15 protein-coding genes are annotated in these 17,691 nt (G+C 67.3%); 8 read left to right on the top strand and 7 right to left on the bottom strand.

The window, feature by feature from the left end:
• Positions 1 to 42 precede the first annotated feature (42 nt).
• Complete coding sequence (gene wecB / locus DID99_RS24305; RefSeq protein ID WP_124488785.1) at positions 43 to 1,260, bottom strand: non-hydrolyzing UDP-N-acetylglucosamine 2-epimerase; 1,218 nt, start codon at positions 1,258 to 1,260, stop codon at positions 43 to 45.
• 1,272 nt (positions 1,261 to 2,532) lie between these two features.
• Between wecB and glmS the strand changes: the two genes are divergently transcribed.
• The 4 genes from glmS (at position 2,533) to DID99_RS24285 (ending at position 6,342) form a co-directional block, all read left to right on the top strand.
• Positions 2,533 to 4,350, top strand: coding sequence for a glutamine--fructose-6-phosphate transaminase (isomerizing) (glmS, locus tag DID99_RS24300; protein ID WP_124645989.1), 1,818 nt, complete (start codon positions 2,533 to 2,535; stop codon positions 4,348 to 4,350).
• A 543-nt stretch (positions 4,351 to 4,893) separates the two neighbouring features.
• Entirely contained in the window at positions 4,894 to 5,097 is a 204-nt protein-coding gene (locus DID99_RS24295) for a cold-shock protein (protein ID WP_006485974.1), read from the top strand.
• A 280-nt stretch (positions 5,098 to 5,377) separates the two neighbouring features.
• Positions 5,378 to 5,602, top strand: a complete 225-nt coding sequence (locus tag DID99_RS24290; protein ID WP_044847573.1) for a hypothetical protein — start codon at positions 5,378 to 5,380, stop codon at positions 5,600 to 5,602.
• A gap of 329 nt (positions 5,603 to 5,931) precedes the next feature.
• Positions 5,932 to 6,342: a TIGR02594 family protein gene (locus DID99_RS24285; RefSeq protein ID WP_124488821.1), complete on the top strand. Its 411-nt coding sequence runs from the start codon at positions 5,932 to 5,934 to the stop codon at positions 6,340 to 6,342.
• A gap of 142 nt (positions 6,343 to 6,484) precedes the next feature.
• Here the strand turns inward: DID99_RS24285 and DID99_RS24280 are convergent, their stop codons facing one another.
• From DID99_RS24280 to DID99_RS24260, 5 genes are all read right to left on the bottom strand, one after another.
• Complete coding sequence (locus tag DID99_RS24280) at positions 6,485 to 7,921, bottom strand: efflux transporter outer membrane subunit (protein ID WP_124645990.1); 1,437 nt, start codon at positions 7,919 to 7,921, stop codon at positions 6,485 to 6,487.
• Between the two features lie 16 nt (positions 7,922 to 7,937).
• A complete protein-coding gene (locus DID99_RS24275; protein ID WP_124488781.1) occupies positions 7,938 to 9,512 on the bottom strand; it encodes a DHA2 family efflux MFS transporter permease subunit in 1,575 nt (524 codons plus the stop codon).
• 13 nt (positions 9,513 to 9,525) lie between these two features.
• Positions 9,526 to 10,614 carry an HlyD family secretion protein gene (locus DID99_RS24270; protein ID WP_124520327.1) on the bottom strand — a complete coding sequence of 363 codons (1,089 nt, stop codon included), beginning with the start codon at positions 10,612 to 10,614 and terminating at the stop codon, positions 9,526 to 9,528.
• Positions 10,615 to 10,675: 61 nt separating this feature from the next.
• The gene (locus tag DID99_RS24265) at positions 10,676 to 11,107 is read right to left on the bottom strand and encodes a MarR family winged helix-turn-helix transcriptional regulator (protein ID WP_044847568.1); all 432 of its coding nucleotides are present in this window, start codon (positions 11,105 to 11,107) and stop codon (positions 10,676 to 10,678) included.
• Between the two features lie 107 nt (positions 11,108 to 11,214).
• Positions 11,215 to 12,135, bottom strand: a complete 921-nt coding sequence (locus DID99_RS24260) for a LysR family transcriptional regulator (RefSeq protein WP_044847567.1) — start codon at positions 12,133 to 12,135, stop codon at positions 11,215 to 11,217.
• A 112-nt stretch (positions 12,136 to 12,247) separates the two neighbouring features.
• On the opposite strand from DID99_RS24260, the gene DID99_RS24255 reads away from it, so the two are divergent.
• The 3 genes from DID99_RS24255 to DID99_RS24245 all read left to right on the top strand — a co-directional run bounded on the left by DID99_RS24255 (position 12,248) and on the right by DID99_RS24245 (position 14,431).
• Positions 12,248 to 12,676 (top strand): MarR family winged helix-turn-helix transcriptional regulator, encoded by a 429-nt coding sequence (locus tag DID99_RS24255; protein ID WP_044847566.1) that lies wholly within the window; start codon positions 12,248 to 12,250, stop codon positions 12,674 to 12,676.
• Positions 12,677 to 12,741: 65 nt separating this feature from the next.
• Positions 12,742 to 13,989, top strand: coding sequence for an aconitase X (locus DID99_RS24250; protein ID WP_044847565.1), 1,248 nt, complete (start codon positions 12,742 to 12,744; stop codon positions 13,987 to 13,989).
• Positions 13,982 to 14,431: an aconitase X swivel domain-containing protein gene (locus tag DID99_RS24245; RefSeq protein ID WP_124520326.1), complete on the top strand. Its 450-nt coding sequence runs from the start codon at positions 13,982 to 13,984 to the stop codon at positions 14,429 to 14,431. Before DID99_RS24250 ends, DID99_RS24245 begins: the two co-directional genes overlap by 8 nt.
• A gap of 64 nt (positions 14,432 to 14,495) precedes the next feature.
• Here the strand turns inward: DID99_RS24245 and DID99_RS24240 are convergent, their stop codons facing one another.
• Positions 14,496 to 15,578, bottom strand: a complete 1,083-nt coding sequence (locus DID99_RS24240; protein WP_124645991.1) for an AraC family transcriptional regulator — start codon at positions 15,576 to 15,578, stop codon at positions 14,496 to 14,498.
• A gap of 76 nt (positions 15,579 to 15,654) precedes the next feature.
• On the opposite strand from DID99_RS24240, the gene DID99_RS24235 reads away from it, so the two are divergent.
• Positions 15,655 to 17,688: an NADPH-dependent 2,4-dienoyl-CoA reductase gene (locus DID99_RS24235; protein ID WP_124520324.1), complete on the top strand. Its 2,034-nt coding sequence runs from the start codon at positions 15,655 to 15,657 to the stop codon at positions 17,686 to 17,688.
• The last annotated feature ends 3 nt before the right edge of the window (positions 17,689 to 17,691 follow it).

Genomic DNA, 17,691 nt, shown 5'->3' with positions numbered 1-17,691 from the left:
TCACGCGTCGCCGACCGTCGGCATGCCGTCCGGCGAGCGACTTCAACGCGAGCGCAACGCCTGCAACCCCAGGGTGAGCGGGTTGAACGGCATCTCCGCGGCGCCCATCGAAAAGCTCGTCGCCTTTGCGGTCGCCCCGGGCGCGTGCATCAGCGCATGAACGATCCGCTCGCTCGCATGGCCGTCGCCATACGGATTGCTCGCGCGCGCCATTTCCTCATACGCGCTGTCGCTGTCGAATAGCCGCGACGCCTCCCAGACGATCCGCTCCTGGTCCGTGCCGACGAGCCGCGCGGTGCCGGCGTGGATCGCTTCGGGCCGCTCGGTCGTCTCGCGCGTGACGAGCACCGGCTTGCCGAGTGCCGGCCCTTCCTCCTGGATGCCGCCCGAATCGGTGATGATGAAGTGCGAGCGTGACATCAGGAATACGAACGAAAGATATTCCTGGGGTTCGATCAGGTAGATGTTCGGTACGCTGCCGAGCAGCGCGCGCGCCGGCTCGCGCACGTTCGGATTCAAGTGCAGCGGATAGACGAACTGCGCATCGGGATAGCGCTTCGCGAGCGTGCAGAGCGCCTCGCAGAAATGCCGGAACGGTTCGCCGAAACTCTCGCGGCGATGGCCGGTGATCAGCACGACGCGGCGCGACGCTTCGAGAAACGGAAAGTGTGCGGCGACCTTGTCGTGGAGCGCGCTATCGTGGTCGAGCATGCGCTTGACGTCGTGCAGCGCATCGATCACGGTGTTGCCCGTCATCACGACCGCACCCACCGGCACGCCTTCGCTGAACAGGTTGTCGCGCGCCTGGCCCGTCGGCGCGAAGTGCCATGACGACACCGCATCGGTCACGCGGCGATTCAATTCCTCCGGCCACGGCGACCAGATGTCGCCGCTGCGCAAGCCCGCTTCCACGTGCCCGACCGGCAGATAGCGGTAGAACGCCGCGATACTGACGGCCAGCGTCGTCGTCGTGTCGCCGTGCACCAGCACGACGTCCGGACGCAAGTCGTCGAAGACGGTCCCGATCGCCTGAAGAATGCCGGTCGTCACGTCGGTCAGCGTCTGGCTCTGACGCATCAGGTTGAGATCGTAGTCGGGCTTGATGTCGAACAACGTGAGGACCTGATCCAGCATTTCCCGATGCTGGGCGGTCACGCATACGCGGGCATCGACATCCTTGCGCGCCTTCAGCGCGCGGACGAGCGGCGCCATCTTGATGGCTTCCGGTCGAGTTCCGAACACAAGCAAGATCTTTTTCATCGATGTCCTCGTTGAGCATCTTCGCGCCGGAAGATCCGGCGTCTGGCGCCAGGCATGGTTGCAGGCAACCCGTCCCGTCCCCGCATGTATCGGCGCCAGTCGCGCGACATGCAGCGGTATTGCGGGGCGAGCGCGCCGTTTTTGTCCGCGTGGTCTGCGCCACGCAATCGTCGAACTACGGCCGTCCCGTTGCACCTCGTCAATCACGTCATGAGCATTTCTCGCTGTGTCGATCGCCATGTCTGCCGGTCAGGCCGCGTACGTTTCCACGTCGCTGCGCGCCCGCACCCGTTCCTCCTTCCGATAGAGCAATATTCAAACCAGTGGCCCTGTGGCCGGCCCCGCTTCGCGCCACACCGGTGGAATGCCAGGGAACGTTTCACAATTGCTACGAGCGCGATTGCGGCGCCCTGCCGCGATGCGGGTAAAAATCCGACCGTTCGCGCGATCGAGCCGGTCACGTCATGCGACGAATGGCGACTTGCGTCACGCGCGGGCTGCCGATCGAACCGCATGCGCCGTTTCACGCGCCTCGGAGCGTTTCGACATGCGAGTTTTGTCCGGGCAACGTGGGGAACGTCGTCGGCTGCCACCCATTGCCTCCGTGCGAAGGATGGCCCTCACGCATCGCGGCGCGTGTATCGTCCGCACCGGGCGATGCGAAACGTTGCGTATCTGTAACGACCGTCCGGAGCCGGCCGGCCATATCCGCACGTCGGTTGGCCGATGTGTGCCACGCCGCGCACGGAGCGTTGCCGGACAAGAGCCCTGCAACGACAGCCTGCAGCGGTCGACCAGCAGAAAGGGTGGCGCGCGACGTTTCGGTTCACTGAAGGCGGAAGATCCCGCTAGGGGGGAGGTGAACCCTGATTCACCGGTGAATCAAAAACACGCGATCCGTGCCGCGAGCCCGTCGATCGGGTACCCGCAGGCCATTGCATCACGGGGTAGGGCGATCCATGGCTCACCGCTTGCTTTGTTCAGGAGGACAGGCGTGCCCGTCCGAGTTCGAGCGACGACGGAAGGGCGGGGATACCGATACGACAAACCTGCCAGGCGCGACGACACGCGCCGGGCGGGCGGCGTGCGGGCCGCGCTTGACCGCGCATCACGGCCGGTTGCCGACGCGATGGAGTGTGCAGGCCATTACGCCGATGCCGACCCGCTCGCTCCCGCCCATGCGGGTTCACGATGGCGAAGACAACGGTAACCGGATCGCGCTGATACGACAGCGCACGGTCGATCAACGAAAACAGGGGAAGGAGACGAGTCATGTGTGGCATCGTCGGCGCGGTCGCGCAACGGAACGTCGTTCCGATTCTGATTGAAGGTCTGCGCCGCCTCGAGTATCGCGGCTACGATTCATGCGGCGTGGCGACCGTCGTCGACGGCCAGGCGCGCCGTGAACGCAGCGTGTCGCGCGTCGCCGATCTCGACGCGCACGTGCGCAGCGCGGGGCTGTCCGGCAGCACCGGCATCGCGCACACCCGTTGGGCGACGCACGGCGCGCCCGCCACCTGCAACGCGCATCCGATCTTCTCGCGCGACGAGATCGCGCTCGTGCACAACGGCATCATCGAGAATCACGAGACGTTGCGCAGGCAACTGTCCGACGAGCATTACCAGTTCGATGGCCAGACCGACACCGAGGTCGTCGCCCACCTGATCCACAGCAAGTACCACGGCGACCTGCTCGCCGCCGTGCGCGATGCGACGTCGCAGCTGCACGGCGCATACGCGATCGCGGTGTTCAGCAAGCACGAGCCGCAGCGGCTGATCGGCGCGCGGGTCGGCTCGCCGCTCGTCGTCGGCCTGAAGGACGACGAATGCTTCCTCGCGTCCGACGCGCTCGCGCTCGCCGGCATCACCGACCGCTTCATCTTTCTCGAGGAGGGCGACATCGTCGAATTGACGCCGGGCGGGGTGCGCATTCTCGAACGCGGCGGCACGCCGGTCGATCGTCCGATCCAGACCGTCTCGTCGACGCAAGGCTCGGTCGAGCTCGGACCGTACCGGCATTTCATGCAGAAGGAGATCTTCGAGCAGCCGCAGGCCGTGGCCGCGACCATCCCCGATGCGGGGCTGTTCGATCCGGCGGCGTTCGGCCCGGATGCCGCGCGCGCGTTCGAGCAGATCGACAACGTGCTGATCCTCGCGTGCGGCACGAGTCACTATTCCGGCCTGACCGCGCGCCGCTGGCTCGAGACGATCGCGCGCCTGCCGGCGCAGGTCGAGATCGCGAGCGAATACCGTTACAGCGATGCGCTCGCGCTGCCGAATACGCTCGTGGTCGGCGTGTCGCAATCGGGCGAGACCGCCGACACGCTCGCCGCGCTCAAGTATGCGCAGGCGCTCGGGCATATCGATGCGCTCGCGATCTGCAACGTGCCGACCAGCGCGATGATGCGGCAGACGAGCCTGCGGTTCCTGACGCGCGCCGGCCCGGAAATCGGCGTCGCGTCGACCAAGGCGTTTACGACCCAGCTCGTCGCGCTGTTCATTCTCGCGGTGACGCTCGGCCGGTTGCGCGGCTACGTCGACGATGCGCAGCTTGCGCGCTATGCGACGCAGCTGCGGCGGCTGCCGGGCGCGCTCGACGACGTGCTCGCGCTGGAGCCGCAGATCGAGCGCTGGGCCGCGGAATTCTCGCGGCACGAGAATGCGCTGTTTCTCGGGCGCGGGCTGCATTACCCGATCGCACTCGAAGGGGCGCTGAAGCTGAAGGAGATTTCGTATATCCACGCGGAAGCGTATCCGGCCGGCGAGCTGAAGCACGGGCCGCTCGCGCTCGTGACACACGCGATGCCGGTCGCGACGATCGCGCCGAACGACGCGCTGCTCGAGAAGCTCAAGTCGAACATGCAGGAAGTGCGGGCGCGGGGCGGTCAGCTGTACGTGTTCGCCGATGCCGATACGCGGATCGACGGCAGCGAAGGCGTGTCGGTGATGAGGATGCCAGATTACTACGGGCTGCTGTCGCCGATCCTGCACGTCGTGCCGCTGCAACTGCTCGCGTATCACGCCGCGTGCCTGCGCGGCGCGGATATCGACAAGCCGAGGAACCTGGCGAAATCGGTGACGGTCGAGTGACGGGCAGGGCCGGCCGACGATTGCCGGCCGGCCCGCGCGGACGGTCAGCGCAAGGCCGCCGCCCGGGCCTTCACGATCTTGCCCCGCTGCAGCACGTACGCGACACGTTCGCCTTCTCCCGCGACGAGGCCGATATCGTCGAGCGGATTTCCGGCGAGCACGACGACGTCATGGGCGCAGGGAATCGGAGGAGGCTGTCGACACGATACGGGCGGATCGAACGGAAACCGGAAGGCGGGAAAATCGTTGCCGATCGGCCCGTTCGTGCGGAGATCATGTGCAACGCGCGCCCGGCCAGGCCACGCGCGCCGTCAGTCAGGGCCGCATCGCTTCGCCCGAACAGCGGGTCGCGAGGTAAAACAGTTACAAGTTAGCCGTTGACGCGCATCTCCCCGGCAGTTAGTGTGTGCGTCGAAGTCCAAGAAGTCCGATTGCTGTTCATCAATTGCTCGCTCTCCTCAGCGGTATTCGTTGTCCTCTCCCTCCTTGATGCTTCACGCGCTCTCCAGCAGGGCAAATCTTCATTTTTCTCAAGGAATCTTCATGGATACCGGTATCGTCAAGTGGTTCAACGACAGCAAAGGCTTTGGCTTCATCACGCCGGACAACGGCGGCGACGACCTGTTCGCTCATTTCTCGGAAATTCGTGCCGACGGCTTCAAGACGCTGGCCGAAAACCAGAAAGTGAGCTTCGAGACGAAGCAAGGCCCGAAGGGTCTGCAAGCGGCCAACATCAAGCCGCTGTAAAGTCTGAAGGGCCCGGCCATCCCACGATGGGCGCCGGGCCGCAGCGACATCCGCACGGAGCTTGGTCTCGTAAAGTTGGCGCGCTCGTTTCCGGCTGCGTCTGCTCATTGAGCCGCCAACCAGGCGCCATACACCTCGCTGCACTTCGTTCCCCCTCCGGCCGCAGCGCCGTATTTTCGCTTTCCGACTGCTTCGGGTTCAGCTCGCAATGGCGTTGGATCGGCGCATCCGTGCACATTTCGCACGGCACGCGCGCAGCCGAACATTATTAAAATTAAAAATGCAAAACACACAAAATCATCAATACAACGGCTATGCCGTCCGGCCCTCGGCGCATCGTTTGCCCGATGGCAGTTTTTCAGCCAACCTGCTGCTCGAGCGCATCGATAGCGCGTCTGTCGAAGGCCGCTACCGGTTCTATTCGCTCGATTACTTCGCGAGTGAAGCGCAGGCATTGCGGCACTCGGAACGCTGGGCACGCAACTGGGTCGATACGCGCGGTTAAAGGCAGCGCCGTGGGACCGGATACCCGACGCATGTGAGTCGCCCGGGCGCGCAACAATGCGCGCCCGAACCTCGCGTGCGATCGACTCCGTACCTCCCGACTGGAGCCGCGCGCTCGATTCGGGTTACCGGATTTTCCTTTCGACGCCGGCGGCGCATGACGCCATCCCGGCGTCGAAGCGGGTGGCGTACATGAGAGGCCTGGGCTGACCGAACGGTGGTGCCGATCTACGCATCCGTGCGAAGATTGCACGCACATCACACTCGCCCGAGAACGACGTGACCCGAGCAAATCCTGAGCGCAACCCGGACGCCGCCGATCCGCCGTGGATGGCCGTCGCCCTGGCCGAACTCGGCATCCGCCGCCATCCGCCCGGCAGCGTGAACCCGCGCATCGTCGAGTACAACAACCGGACGAATCTGGTCGGCTACGACGACAAGATTTCCTGGTGCTCTTCGTTCGTCAACTGGTGCATGACGCATGCGGGCATCCGCGGCACGGGGTCCGCGCTCGCGCGTTCGTGGCTCGAATGGGGCCGCCCGCTGGACCGCCCGGTCTACGGCTGCATCGCGATCCTGACGCGTGACGATCCCGCGAGCTGGAAAGGGCATGTCGGGTTCTACTTGCGCCACGACGACGAGCACGTGCATCTGTTCGGCGGCAATCAGCTTGAAGAGGTACGCGAGCTTGCGTACCCGCTGAACGAAGTGATCGGTTACCGTTGGCCCGACGCGGGATGACCTCGTCCTCCGGCATACGCGAATTTGCAATCGCGTGGTTGGCGGCTTGCTTGATCGCGTTGTCGGTCGAATGCCCGGGATCGTGCGGCTGAAGAGCGGGGCCCCGGCACGTGTCGAGGCCGGCGCCGTATCGTGATCGCGCCTAGTTCTTCGCCACGGCTTCCACCTCGGGCCCACCGGCCGCATCATTCCTGCTCCACCCGCCCCCGAGCGAGCGATACAACGCGACCGCCGCCAGCGCATGCTCGCGCCTGACCTGGTTGAGCGCGTCCGAATCCCGCAGATACACCTCCTGCGCCGACAGCACGTCCAGAAAATCCGTCGCGCCGCCCTTGTAGAGCTGGTTCGCCAGCCCGAGCGCCTTGTCCGAAGCCGCGAGCGCGCTGCCGAGCCGCTGCGTCGCTTCATCGCTGCCGACGAGGTTCGCGCGCGCATCCTCGACCTCCCGCAACGCCTGCAGCATCGTCTGCCGCAACCCGAGTTCAGACTCGCGCATCCGGCTTTCGCTCTGCGAGATATCGGCGGTAATCCGTCCCGCGTTGAAGATCGGGCTCGTCGCGCTCAGCGCCGCGCTGAACAGGTTGTCGGTCAGCGTCGGCAAGCCGAGATACGACGCGGCCAGAATCCCGTCCGTCAGGTTCAGCGAGAACTTCGGATACCGCTCGGCCTTCGCGACACCGACCTGTGCCGCGCGCCGCTCGACCTGTGCGTAAGCGGTCAGCACGTCCGGCCGGCGCAGCAGCGCCTGCGACGGCAGCGTGGCGGGCGACCCGGCCGGCGGCGCCGGAATGGCGCCGGCCTGCGCGAGCACGAGCCGGTCGACCGATTCGGGCGTGCGGCCCGAATACACGGCGATCAGGTTGAGCTGATGCGCGATCTGCGCCTGCGTCGGCGGAATCCGCGCCTCCAGCGCATCGAGCTGGTTCTGCGCGCGCGTGACGTCGAGTTCCGTCGACAGCCCGAACGCCTGCCGCTTGCGCGTGAGTTCGAGCGCATGCCGGCGGATCGCCGCGTTGTCCTCCAGGATCTTCAGTTCCTGCTGCGCCCAGCGCAGGTCGACATAGGCGGATGCCGCATCGGCCGCGAGCGCGAGCCGCATCGCGTCTTCCGCATGCTTTTGCCCGACCAGCTCGGCCTGCGCGGCCAGCAGGTCGAGCCGTTCGCCGCCGAACACGTCGGGCGACCAGCTCAGCGCGAGCCCCGCACCGGCCTGCCGCACGTAGCCGAGCGGCGGCGGCGTGTTCTGGCGCGCGTCGGCCGCATGCGCGGTCGCGTCGAGTTTCGGCAGCAGCACCGCGCGCTTCTGCACGGTCAGCGCCTGCGCCTGCTTCACGCGTTCGGCGGCGGCCTGCAGATCGAGGTTGCCGTCGAGCACGGTCGCGATCAGCCGGTCGAGCACGGGGTCGTTGAACTGCGCCCACCACGCGGCGGCGTCGATGTCGGCGCGCGGCACGTCGGTGTCCCACGCGGCGGGCGCAAGCGACTGGACGGAATCGTGCAGCGCGGGATGCTGCGCGGGCTGCACCGCACACCCTGCGGCGAAGGCGCTGACGGCCAGCGCGACGAGTAGCTTTTTCATGATGACGACCTTGGCTTCAGTGCGCGTCCGGCGGCGGCGCGTTCAGGGTGATGGGACGGGAAAACGCGACGGCGACCAGCGCGACCACGAAGCACAGCGACAGCACGTAGTACGCATCCGCGTAGGTGAGCGTCAGCGCTTCCCGATAGATCAGGCGGTGCAGGTTCGCGAGGCCGGCCTGCGCGGTATCCAGCGTGTTGCCGGCCACCGAGGTCCAGTACGCGGCCTGGCGGTCGAGCAGCGACGCGACTTGCGGCTCGCCGGCGCTCACATGCTCGTTCAGGCGCAGGTAGTGGAAGTTCAGCCGGTCGTTGAGCATCGTCGCGCTCACCGCGATGCCGATCGCGCCGCCGAGGTTGCGCATCAGGTTGAACAGGCCGCTCGCCGATTTCAGTCGCGACTGCGGCAGCGAGCCGAGCGCCATCGTCACGATCGGCGGCACGCTGAACTGCTGGCCGATGCCGCGCAGCGCCTGCGGCAGCAGCAGTTCCCGCCAGCCCCAGTCGTGCGTGATCGGCGTGTACAGGTAGCAGCCGAGGCCGAAGCAGATCAGCCCGAACACGAGCAGCGCGCGCATGCTGAAGTAGCGCGCGGCGAATGCATACGCGCAGAGCGCGAGCAGCTGGAACGCGCCGACCGACAGCAGCGCGATGCCGATCTGCAGCGAACTGAACGCCCGCACCTGCGCGAGAAACAGCGGCGTCAGGAACACGGTGACGAAGATCCCGATACCGGTCACGAACGACAGCAGGCTGCCGATCCCGAAGTTGCGCACGGCGAGCGCGCGCAGGTCGACGATCGGGTCTTCCGCGGTCAGGGCGTGCACGATGAACAGGAAGCCGCAGATGGCGGAGATCCACGCGCAGAACACGATCACGTGATCGCCGAACCAGTTCTTGCGCGGGCCTTCCTCGAGCACGTATTCGAGGCAGCCGAGGAAGCCCGACATCAGCACGATGCCGAGATAGTCGCCGCGCTTGACGAGGCTCAGGTCCGGTGCGTCGATGTGCACGTAGCGCGGCACGAGCGCGGCCACCGCGATGCCCGGCACGAGGTTCAGGTAGAACAGCCAGTGCCACGACCATTGATCGGTGATCCAGCCGCCGATCACCGGCCCGATCGCCGGCGCGAGCGACGCGAGCGCGCCGATCGTCGTCGACGCGATCAGCCGCTGCTTGCCCGGGAACAGCACGAACGCGGTCGTGAACACGGTCGGGATCATCGCGGCGCCGAGCGCACCCTGCATCCCGCGGAACAGGATCATCGAGTTGATGTCCCACGCGAGCCCGCACAGCATGCTCGTGATCGTGAAGCCGACCGCCGACGCGGTGAACAGCCAGCGCGTCGACATCACCTTCGACAGCCAGCCCGACATCGGGATCACGATGATCTCGGCGATCAGGTAGGCCGTCTGCACCCACGACAGCTCGTCCTGGCTCGCGGAGAGCCCGCCGCCGATGTCGCGCAGCGACGATGCGACGATCTGGATGTCGAGCGTCGCCATGAAGAAGCCGACGCACATCAGCGCGAACGCGAAGACGCGCTGCCTGGTCGGTTGCGACGCGGGGTCGCCGGAAATCGCGGTGGTCATCGCAGGCTCCCGTTCAGTTCGCGTGGTCGGTATGCACGGTCACGACCGCGGAGAGACCCGGGCGCAGCACGTGCTCGATGCCCGGCTGCGGATCGAGATGCACGCGCACCGGCACGCGCTGGACGATCTTCGTGAAGTTGCCGGTCGCGTTCTCGGGCGGCAGCACGCTGAAGGTCGCGCCGGTCGCGGGCGCCAGGCTGTCGACGCGGCCGTGGAGGCGCGTGCTCGACGCATCGAGCGTGACGTCGACGCGATCGCCTGAGTGCATCTTGCGCAGCTGGTCTTCCTTGAAGTTCGCGTCGATCCACAGCCCGGCCGCGGGCACGACCGTCAGCAGCGGCACGCCGACGTTCGCGAGCATCCCGACGCGGCCAGTGCGGTTGCCGACGTAACCGTCGACCGGCGAGCGGATCGTCGTGTACTCGACGTTCAGCGCCGCGACGCGTTGCGCGGCGAGTGCCGTGTTCACGCGGGCCCGCGCATCGGCGAGCTGCGCGCCGAGCACGTCGAGCTGCCGCTTCGACGCGAGCAGCGCGGCGTCGCTGCGTGCGACGGCCGCATCCGCCTTCGAGTAATCGGCGTCCGCGCGCTCGACGATCTGGTTCGACACCGCATCGGATTTCACGAGCTCGCGGTAGCGCACGCGATCGGACGACGCGCGCGTGAGCTCGGCCGACGACGCATTCCGGTCCGCCGCATGCTGGCCGATCACCGCGTATTGAAGTTGCTGCTTCGCTTCGAGTTCGGCCACCGCGGAGCGCGCGCTGTCGACTTCCGCGCTCGCCTGCGCGAGCTTCGCATCGTAGTCGCGCGCATCGAGCTGCACGAGCACGTCGCCGGCCTTCACGCGCTGGTTGTCGGTCACGAGGATCTTGTCGACGAAACCGTTTACCTTCGGTGCGAGCACCGTCACGTCGCCGCCGACATACGCATCGTCGGTGCTCTCCTGGAAACGCAGCACGAACAGCCAGTCGAGCGCCGCGGCCGCGACCGCGACGACGACGGCGGCCACCGCGATCCGCATCCACGGCACGCGGCGCTGCTTTGCCGGCCGGTCGGTTGTGGCTGCCTCGCGGGAGGCAGCGGCTTGGGTCGTTTCCATCGATTCACCTATGTATATGCACTTATTGAAACGACCGACGACGCGTCGCCGATCGGGGAAGTTAGCGTTCCGGCAGGTTGTGCGTGATCCGGAACAATTCGTCTCTGAGGCGGGCCGCCTGCGCCGGCCCGAACCGCTGCTCGAACGCTTCCTGCGCGGCGAGCCAGTGCACATGCGCGTCGGCGATCTTCGTTTCGCCGTGCGCGGTCAGCGCGAACGTCTGGCGGCGGCAACGCGGCTCGAGCCGGCCCGTGACCAGCGCCGCGCCGACCAGCGGCTTCAGCGCGCGCAATAGCGCGGTGCGCTCGATCACCAGCACGGCCGACAGCGTCGCCATCGTCAGGCCCGGACGCTCCCGCAGCAGCGCGAGAATGCTGTACTGCGACGGCGTGACGCCCGCCCGCGACAGGTAGCGCTCGTAGAACTGCGAGATTCGCCGGGCGGCTTGCCGGACCGCGAAACAATCGTCATCGATAAGCGTGGACTTGTGCATGTGCACATATTAGGTGCCCACGCGATGCGAAGCGAGCGGCGAGACAGGATCAGATTGGTGCCGTGGCTGTACCAATCGGCGGTGGAAAGGTGCGTTTGCGCGCCGGATCAGGCCGCGGCCGGAACAATCGAGCCTTCGCGGTCGTAGTACGCGGCCGTGTAGTCGATGAACGCCTTGACCTTCGCGGGCAGCAGCGCGCGGTTCGCGTAGGCGAGCTTGATTTCCACGAACGCGTCGACGAGATCGGCGCCTTCGAGCAACTGCACGAGCGCACCCGACGCGAGTTCGGCTTCGACGAGCGCTCTCGGCACCACGCCGATGCCGAAGTCGTGCATCACCATTTCGCGGTTGAAGACGGGGCTGTTCGACGAAACGTCGAAGCTCAACGGCACGGTCAGCGTGTCGCCGTCGACGCGGAACGACAGCGCGGGCCGGCGCAGCGACGGCGACATCGGCACGAACATGTGGCCGGCGAGCTCGGCCGGCGTTTCGGGACGCGGATGCGCGCGCAGGTAGGCGGGCGTCGCGACGATCACCACCGGAATGCGTTCGATCAGCCGCACGACGGTCGTCTCGCTCGTCAGCATGTACGGCACGACGATGCCGATGTCGTAGCCTTCGCCGACGAGGTCGACCGGGCGCTCGGTCAGCGTGACGTCGAGCCGCACCTTCGGATGCGCGGCCTTGAAACCGGCGATCAGCGGCACGAGCCGGTTCAGCGCGGCCGTCGTGTGCGCGACGAGCCGCAGCAGTCCCTCGGGCTCGCGCGTGTACGACTGCGCCTGCGCTTCCAGCGAGTCGAGCTCGTCGAGCACCGCCGCGCATCGCTCGTAGATGCGCTCGGCGGTTTCGGTCAGCGAGACCTGGCGCGTGGTCCGGTGCAGCAGGCGGCTGCCGAAGCGCGCTTCCAGATCCGCGACCGCCCGCGACACGACCGGCCGCGCGAGGCCGTGCATGTCGGCCGCGCGCGTGAAGCTGCGCATTTCCACCACCGACCGGAAGATCCGCAGCTTGTCGATGTAGTCCATGTCCGTCTCCTCGAAGCGATGGCGCGGCGCCGGATGCGCGCGGCCGGCGCCGGCCCTTGTTACGGCCGAGTGTACATTGACTTTATGCATATGCACATTTAAATTGCCGGTCATGAACGACATCCAGATGGCCCAGGCCTGCAATTGCCTCGCGCTGCGTCAGGCGGCGCGCTTCGTCACGCAACTCTACGAGCGGCATCTGGCCCCCGTCGGCGTCACGGCCGCGCAGTTCTCGATCATGGCGAACCTGTCGCGCCGGCCCGGCCTGTTGATGAGCGAACTCGCCGACCGGCTGGTGATGGACCGCACGACGCTGTTGCGCGCGCTGAAGCCGCTGCAGCGCGACGGCTTCGTCGCCGCGGCCGCGTCCGAGCATGACGCCCGCGCGCATGCACTCAGCCTGACGAAGCTCGGCGAGCGCACCTACGCGCAAGCGAAGGTCGCGTGGCAAGCCGCGCAGGACGAGTTCGAGACGCAATTCGGCCAGGGCCGCGCCCAGGCGTTGCGCGACGAGTTGTTCAGCCTGACGGCGCAGCGCTAGGCGCGACGCGCGGTAGTATGACAAAAGCGATCCGGATCCACCGGACGAGACACGAGGAGCCCCCCATGCTGCAGTTGAGCGAACGCGACGACGCGATGTTGCGCGGCGCATTCGGCGACGGCGTCGCGCGCGCGATGCGGATCGTCGCGCGCACGGCCGAGGTCATGTCGGCGCCGCACCTGATCGACATCACGTCCGCGCATATCGACGGCTGTCTTTACCACGGCCGGACCAGCCTCGACTTCGTCGAGTATTTCGTCGACACCGGCGCGCGGGTCGCGGTGCCGACCACTTTGAACGTCGGGTCGCTCGACCTGATCCATCCCGAGCTGTATCACGGCGACCGCGCGATCCAGCGCGACGCGCAGCGCCTGATGGATGCGCATCTGCAGCTCGGCTGCGAATCGAGCTTCACGTGCGCGCCGTATCAGCTGAAGAATCGTCCGCGCCTGGGCGAGCAGATCGCGTGGGCGGAATCCAATGCGATCGTGTTCGCCAATTCGGTGCTCGGTGCGCGTACCAGCCGCTACGGCGACTTTCTCGACCTGGCCGCCGCGATCACCGGGCGTGCGCCGTATGCGGGGCTGCACGTCGAAGCGAATCGCGCGGCGCGGATCGTGTTCAACGCGCCGGACTTCGGCAAGCGGCCCTCGCGCGACATCTATTTCGCGGCGCTTGGGCTTCTGATCGGCCGGATCGCCGGCGCGACCGTGCCGGCGATCGTCGGGCTGCCCGCGGACACCACCGAAGACGAACTCAAGGCGCTCGGCGCGGCTGCCGCATCGAGCGGCGCGGTCGCGCTGTTCCATGCGGTGGGCGTCACGCCCGAGGCGCCGACGCTCGACGCCGCGTTGCACGGGCGGGCGGCGCAGCGCACGGTCGATGTCGCGATGGCCGATCTCGACGAGATCCGCCGCACGCTGAACCACGGCGCGGCCGGCGATGCGCTCGTCGCGGTCGCGCTCGGCACGCCGCACTTCTCGCTGGCCGAGTTCCGCACGCTCGACGCGCTGCTCGATCAGTTCGACGGCCGGCCGAAGTGCGATTTCTACGTGAACACGAGCCGCTTCATCCTGTGGGAGTTGGGCGAGCTCGGGCTCGCCGGCAAGTTCGACGCGCGCGGCATCCAGATCGTCGTCGATACCTGCACGTACATCACGCCGGTCATGAAACAGCTGTCGGGCCTGGTGATGACCAACTCGGGGAAGTGGGCGTCGTATGCGCCCGCGAACATCGGCGTCACGGTGGCGTACGGCAGCATGCGCGAATGCGTGCGTTCCGCGTTCGAAGGAAAGGTGCGATTCGATGACTGATGCAACGATCGGGAAACTGACGGGCGACACGCTCGTGCCGGGCAGCGCATGCGCGAAGACGATCGTGCTCGACAAGCCGCTCAGCTTCTGGGGCGGCTACGACTCGGGGGCGGGGCGGATCGTCGATCGCGGGCATCCGCAGGCGGGCGCGAGCCTCGCCGGCCGGATCATGGTGATGCCGCACGCGAAGGGCTCGAGTTCGAGCAGCAGCGTGCTCGCGGAAGCGGTGCGCAACGGCACGGGGCCGGTCGGGATCGTGCTGAAGGAGCGCGACCTGATCATCTCGATCGGCGCGATCGTCGCCGCCGAGCTGTATGCGATCGCGGTGCCGGTGGTGTGCGTGACGGACGCGGTGTACGACGCGATCGTCGCCGCGACAGGTGACGTGCGGATCGAGGCGGGTGAGGGCGACGGCGGCGCGTGGATCTTCGTCGGCGGTTGACGGGCAGCGCTTGGTTCCGTTTCACGTCGGCGATTCGGGCGACGGAGCGCGAGCGCTTTCCGGCTCACTCGCTCGCCGGGGCGCCGGCCGCTTCCCGATACGCACTCGGCGTCTGCCCGGCCCAGCGCCGGAATGCGCGCGTGAAATTCGCCGGGTCGGTGAACTGCAGCCGCTCGGCGATCGTCTTCAGGTCGAGGTCCGACGCGCAGAGCAATTGCTTCGCGTCGCGAAACCGCGCTTCGTCGAGCAGTTGCCGATAGCTCGACCCGGCGTCCTCGAGCCGACGCCGCAACGTGCGCGTCGATACCAGCAGCGCGTCGGCGAGCGCCTCCGGGCTCGAATAGTCGCCGGCCGTTCGCGCCAGTTCCGCGCGCACGCGCTCGACGAGATCGCCTTCCTCCTGGCGTACCTGCGCATACTCGCGCTCGACCTGCACCAGCGCCTGCCGGTGCGCGACTTCGTCGGCGAGCGGCAGCGGCCAGTCGAGCACGTCGTGCGCGATCCACAGCGCGTTCGCCGCGCAGCCGAATTCGACCGGCGGCAACTGGTCGCGATAACGCGCGAAATAACCGGGCTCGGGCCACGTGAAGCGCAGCACGATCGGCGGCGACGCGCGTCCGGACCACTGCGAGATGTTCTGCGCGAGCCCCGTCAGCACGAACTCGAACATCACGTGATGCTGCAGCACGGGGCTCGCCTGCACGCCGTGCAGCTCGAGCGTCGCGCCGTGCGCGTCCTCCGCGTAGGTCAGCCGATATTGGCGGTTGCGCATCCGGAAGTAGCGCTGCGTGACGACCAGCGCTTCCCGGATGTCCCGCGCGGTCAGCGTCGCATAGCCGAGGAAGCCGTGCACGGTCGGCTTCAGCAGCAGCCCGAACGCCAGCCCGATGCCCGGATCGCCGCCGATCTCGATCGCGTTGAGCACGAGCCGGCCCCATTGCGACGGCGCGACGCGCGCGTCCGGTTCGGCCAACACCGCATCGCGCAGCCCGGTGCCCGCGCGCACGGCGGCCAGGTCGACGCCGCGTGCGGCCAGCGCCTGCAGCAGCAGGCGCGTATAGGCGACCGGAATCGTCGGCCGGCGTAGCCCGAGGCGGTCCTTGCGCGATGGGGAGGTCATGTCGATTTGGCCGGAAATGACAAGCATTATGGCTGTTTGCCCCCTCACGTTCAAGGCGGCGCGCGGCCTACGATGACACGCATCGCTTACCGGCAGGATCATCATGACGACCTCCTTTCCCCATCTGCTCGCGCCGCTCGACCTCGGCTTCACCACGCTGAAGAATCGCGTGCTGATGGGGTCGATGCACACGGGCCTCGAGGACAGCCGCAAGACGCTGCCGCGGCTCGCCGACTATTTCGCCGAACGCGCGCGCGGCGGCGTCGGCCTGATCGTGACCGGCGGCTTCGCGCCGAACGTGGCCGGCTGGACCAAGCCGTTCGGCGGCACGCTGATGACGTCGGCCGGCGCGCGGCGCCATCGCGTGATCACCGACGCCGTGCATGCGGACGACGGCAAGATCGCGCTGCAGATCCTGCATACCGGCCGCTACGGCTACCACCCGTTCGCGGTTGCGCCGTCGAAGATCAAGTCGCCGATTTCGCCGTTCGCGCCGCGCGAACTCAGCGCAAGCGGCGTGGAGCGGCAGATTCGTGCATTCGTCCGCTGTGCGCAGCTCGCGCGCGAGGCCGGTTACGACGGCGTCGAGATCATGGGCTCCGAGGGCTACCTGATCAACCAGTTCATCTCGATGCATACGAACAAGCGCACCGATCAGTGGGGCGGTTCGTACGAGAACCGGATCCGCCTGCCGATCGAGATCATCGAGCGCACGCGCGAAGCGGTCGGGCGCGACTTCATCCTGATCTACCGGCTGTCGATGCTCGACCTGATTCCCGACGGCAGCGACTGGAGCGAGACCGTGCAGCTTGCGAAGGCCGTCGAGCGCGCGGGCGCGACCATCATCAACACCGGGATCGGCTGGCACGAGGCACGCGTGCCGACGATCGCGACGTCGGTGCCGCGCGGCGCGTTCGCGTGGGTGACGAAGAAGATGAAGGGCGAGGTCGGCATTCCGCTCGTGACGACCAACCGGATCAACCGGCCGGAAGTGGCCGAGCAGATCCTTGCGGACGGCTGCGCGGACATGGTGTCGATGGCGCGCCCGCTGCTCGCGGATGCCGAGTTCGTCGTCAAGGCCGCGCAGGGCCGCGCCGACGAGATCAACACCTGCATCGGCTGCAACCAGGCGTGTCTCGACCACGCGTTCAGGAACAAGATCGCGTCGTGCCTGCTGAACCCGCGCGCCTGCCACGAGACCGAGCTGATCTATACGCGCGTGCAGCAGCCGAAGCGCATTGCGGTGGTCGGCGCCGGGCCGGCCGGGCTTGCATGCTCGACCGTGCTCGCGCAGCGCGGCCACCACGTCGACCTGTTCGACGCGGCGCCGGAGATTGGCGGCCAGTTCAACATGGCGAAGCGGATTCCGGGCAAGGAGGAGTTCGACGAAGCGCTGCGTTACTTCGGCCGTCAGGTCGAGCTGACCGGCGTGAATCTGCACCTGAATCGCCGCGTCGATGCGAGCGAACTGATCGCGGGCGGCTACGACGAGATCGTGCTCGCGACCGGCGTGGCGCCGCGCGACCCGAAGATTCCCGGCCAGGACGGGCCGAACGTGCTCAGCTATATCGACGTGCTCGCCGGCAGGCAGCCGGTCGGCCGGCGTGTCGCGGTGGTCGGCGCGGGCGGCATCGGCTTTGATGTCGCCGAGTATCTGGTGCAGGACGGCGAGTCGCCGACGCTCGATCTGGAAGAGTGGAAGGCGGAGTGGGGCGTGACCGATCCGGCCGCGACGCGCGGCGGCGTGACGCGCGCGCAGGTCGCGGCGCCCGCTCGCGAAGTGACGCTGCTGCAGCGCAAGGCCGCGCCGCTCGGCAAGGGGCTCGGCAAGACGACCGGCTGGATTCACCGCGCGACGCTGAAGATGAAGCAGGTGAAGATGATCGGCGGCGTGAACTACGAACTGATCGATGCGCGCGGGCTGCACGTGTCGTACGGCGAGCAGCGCACCGATCACGAACTGATCGAAGCCGACACGATCGTGCTGTGCACGGGGCAGGAGCCGCAGCGCGCGCTGTTCGCGCCGCTGCAGGCGGCCGGACGCTCCGTGCATCTGATCGGCGGCGCGGAACTGGCGGCCGAGCTCGATGCGAAGCGTGCGATCGATCAGGGCGCGCGGCTCGCGGCGCGGCTGTAACGG

The sequence above is a fragment of the Burkholderia sp. Bp8986 genome, assembly GCF_003854225.1.
In the GTDB taxonomy this organism is placed as follows: Bacteria; Pseudomonadota; Gammaproteobacteria; order Burkholderiales; family Burkholderiaceae; genus Burkholderia.
This window is presented reverse-complemented; position numbering and strand designations above follow the sequence as displayed.

Coding starts and splice junctions, on each gene's coding strand:
- wecB (WP_124488785.1), bottom strand. CDS start 1,260: ATGAAAAAGATCTTGCTTGTGTTCGGAACTCGACCGGAAGCCATCAAG.
- glmS (WP_124645989.1), top strand. CDS start 2,533: ATGTGTGGCATCGTCGGCGCGGTCGCGCAACGGAACGTCGTTCCGATT.
- DID99_RS24295 (WP_006485974.1), top strand. CDS start 4,894: ATGGATACCGGTATCGTCAAGTGGTTCAACGACAGCAAAGGCTTTGGC.
- DID99_RS24290 (WP_044847573.1), top strand. CDS start 5,378: ATGCAAAACACACAAAATCATCAATACAACGGCTATGCCGTCCGGCCC.
- DID99_RS24285 (WP_124488821.1), top strand. CDS start 5,932: ATGGCCGTCGCCCTGGCCGAACTCGGCATCCGCCGCCATCCGCCCGGC.
- DID99_RS24280 (WP_124645990.1), bottom strand. CDS start 7,921: ATGAAAAAGCTACTCGTCGCGCTGGCCGTCAGCGCCTTCGCCGCAGGG.
- DID99_RS24275 (WP_124488781.1), bottom strand. CDS start 9,512: ATGACCACCGCGATTTCCGGCGACCCCGCGTCGCAACCGACCAGGCAG.
- DID99_RS24270 (WP_124520327.1), bottom strand. CDS start 10,614: ATGGAAACGACCCAAGCCGCTGCCTCCCGCGAGGCAGCCACAACCGAC.
- DID99_RS24265 (WP_044847568.1), bottom strand. CDS start 11,107: ATGCACAAGTCCACGCTTATCGATGACGATTGTTTCGCGGTCCGGCAA.
- DID99_RS24260 (WP_044847567.1), bottom strand. CDS start 12,135: ATGGACTACATCGACAAGCTGCGGATCTTCCGGTCGGTGGTGGAAATG.
- DID99_RS24255 (WP_044847566.1), top strand. CDS start 12,248: ATGAACGACATCCAGATGGCCCAGGCCTGCAATTGCCTCGCGCTGCGT.
- DID99_RS24250 (WP_044847565.1), top strand. CDS start 12,742: ATGCTGCAGTTGAGCGAACGCGACGACGCGATGTTGCGCGGCGCATTC.
- DID99_RS24245 (WP_124520326.1), top strand. CDS start 13,982: ATGACTGATGCAACGATCGGGAAACTGACGGGCGACACGCTCGTGCCG.
- DID99_RS24240 (WP_124645991.1), bottom strand. CDS start 15,578: ATGCTTGTCATTTCCGGCCAAATCGACATGACCTCCCCATCGCGCAAG.
- DID99_RS24235 (WP_124520324.1), top strand. CDS start 15,655: ATGACGACCTCCTTTCCCCATCTGCTCGCGCCGCTCGACCTCGGCTTC.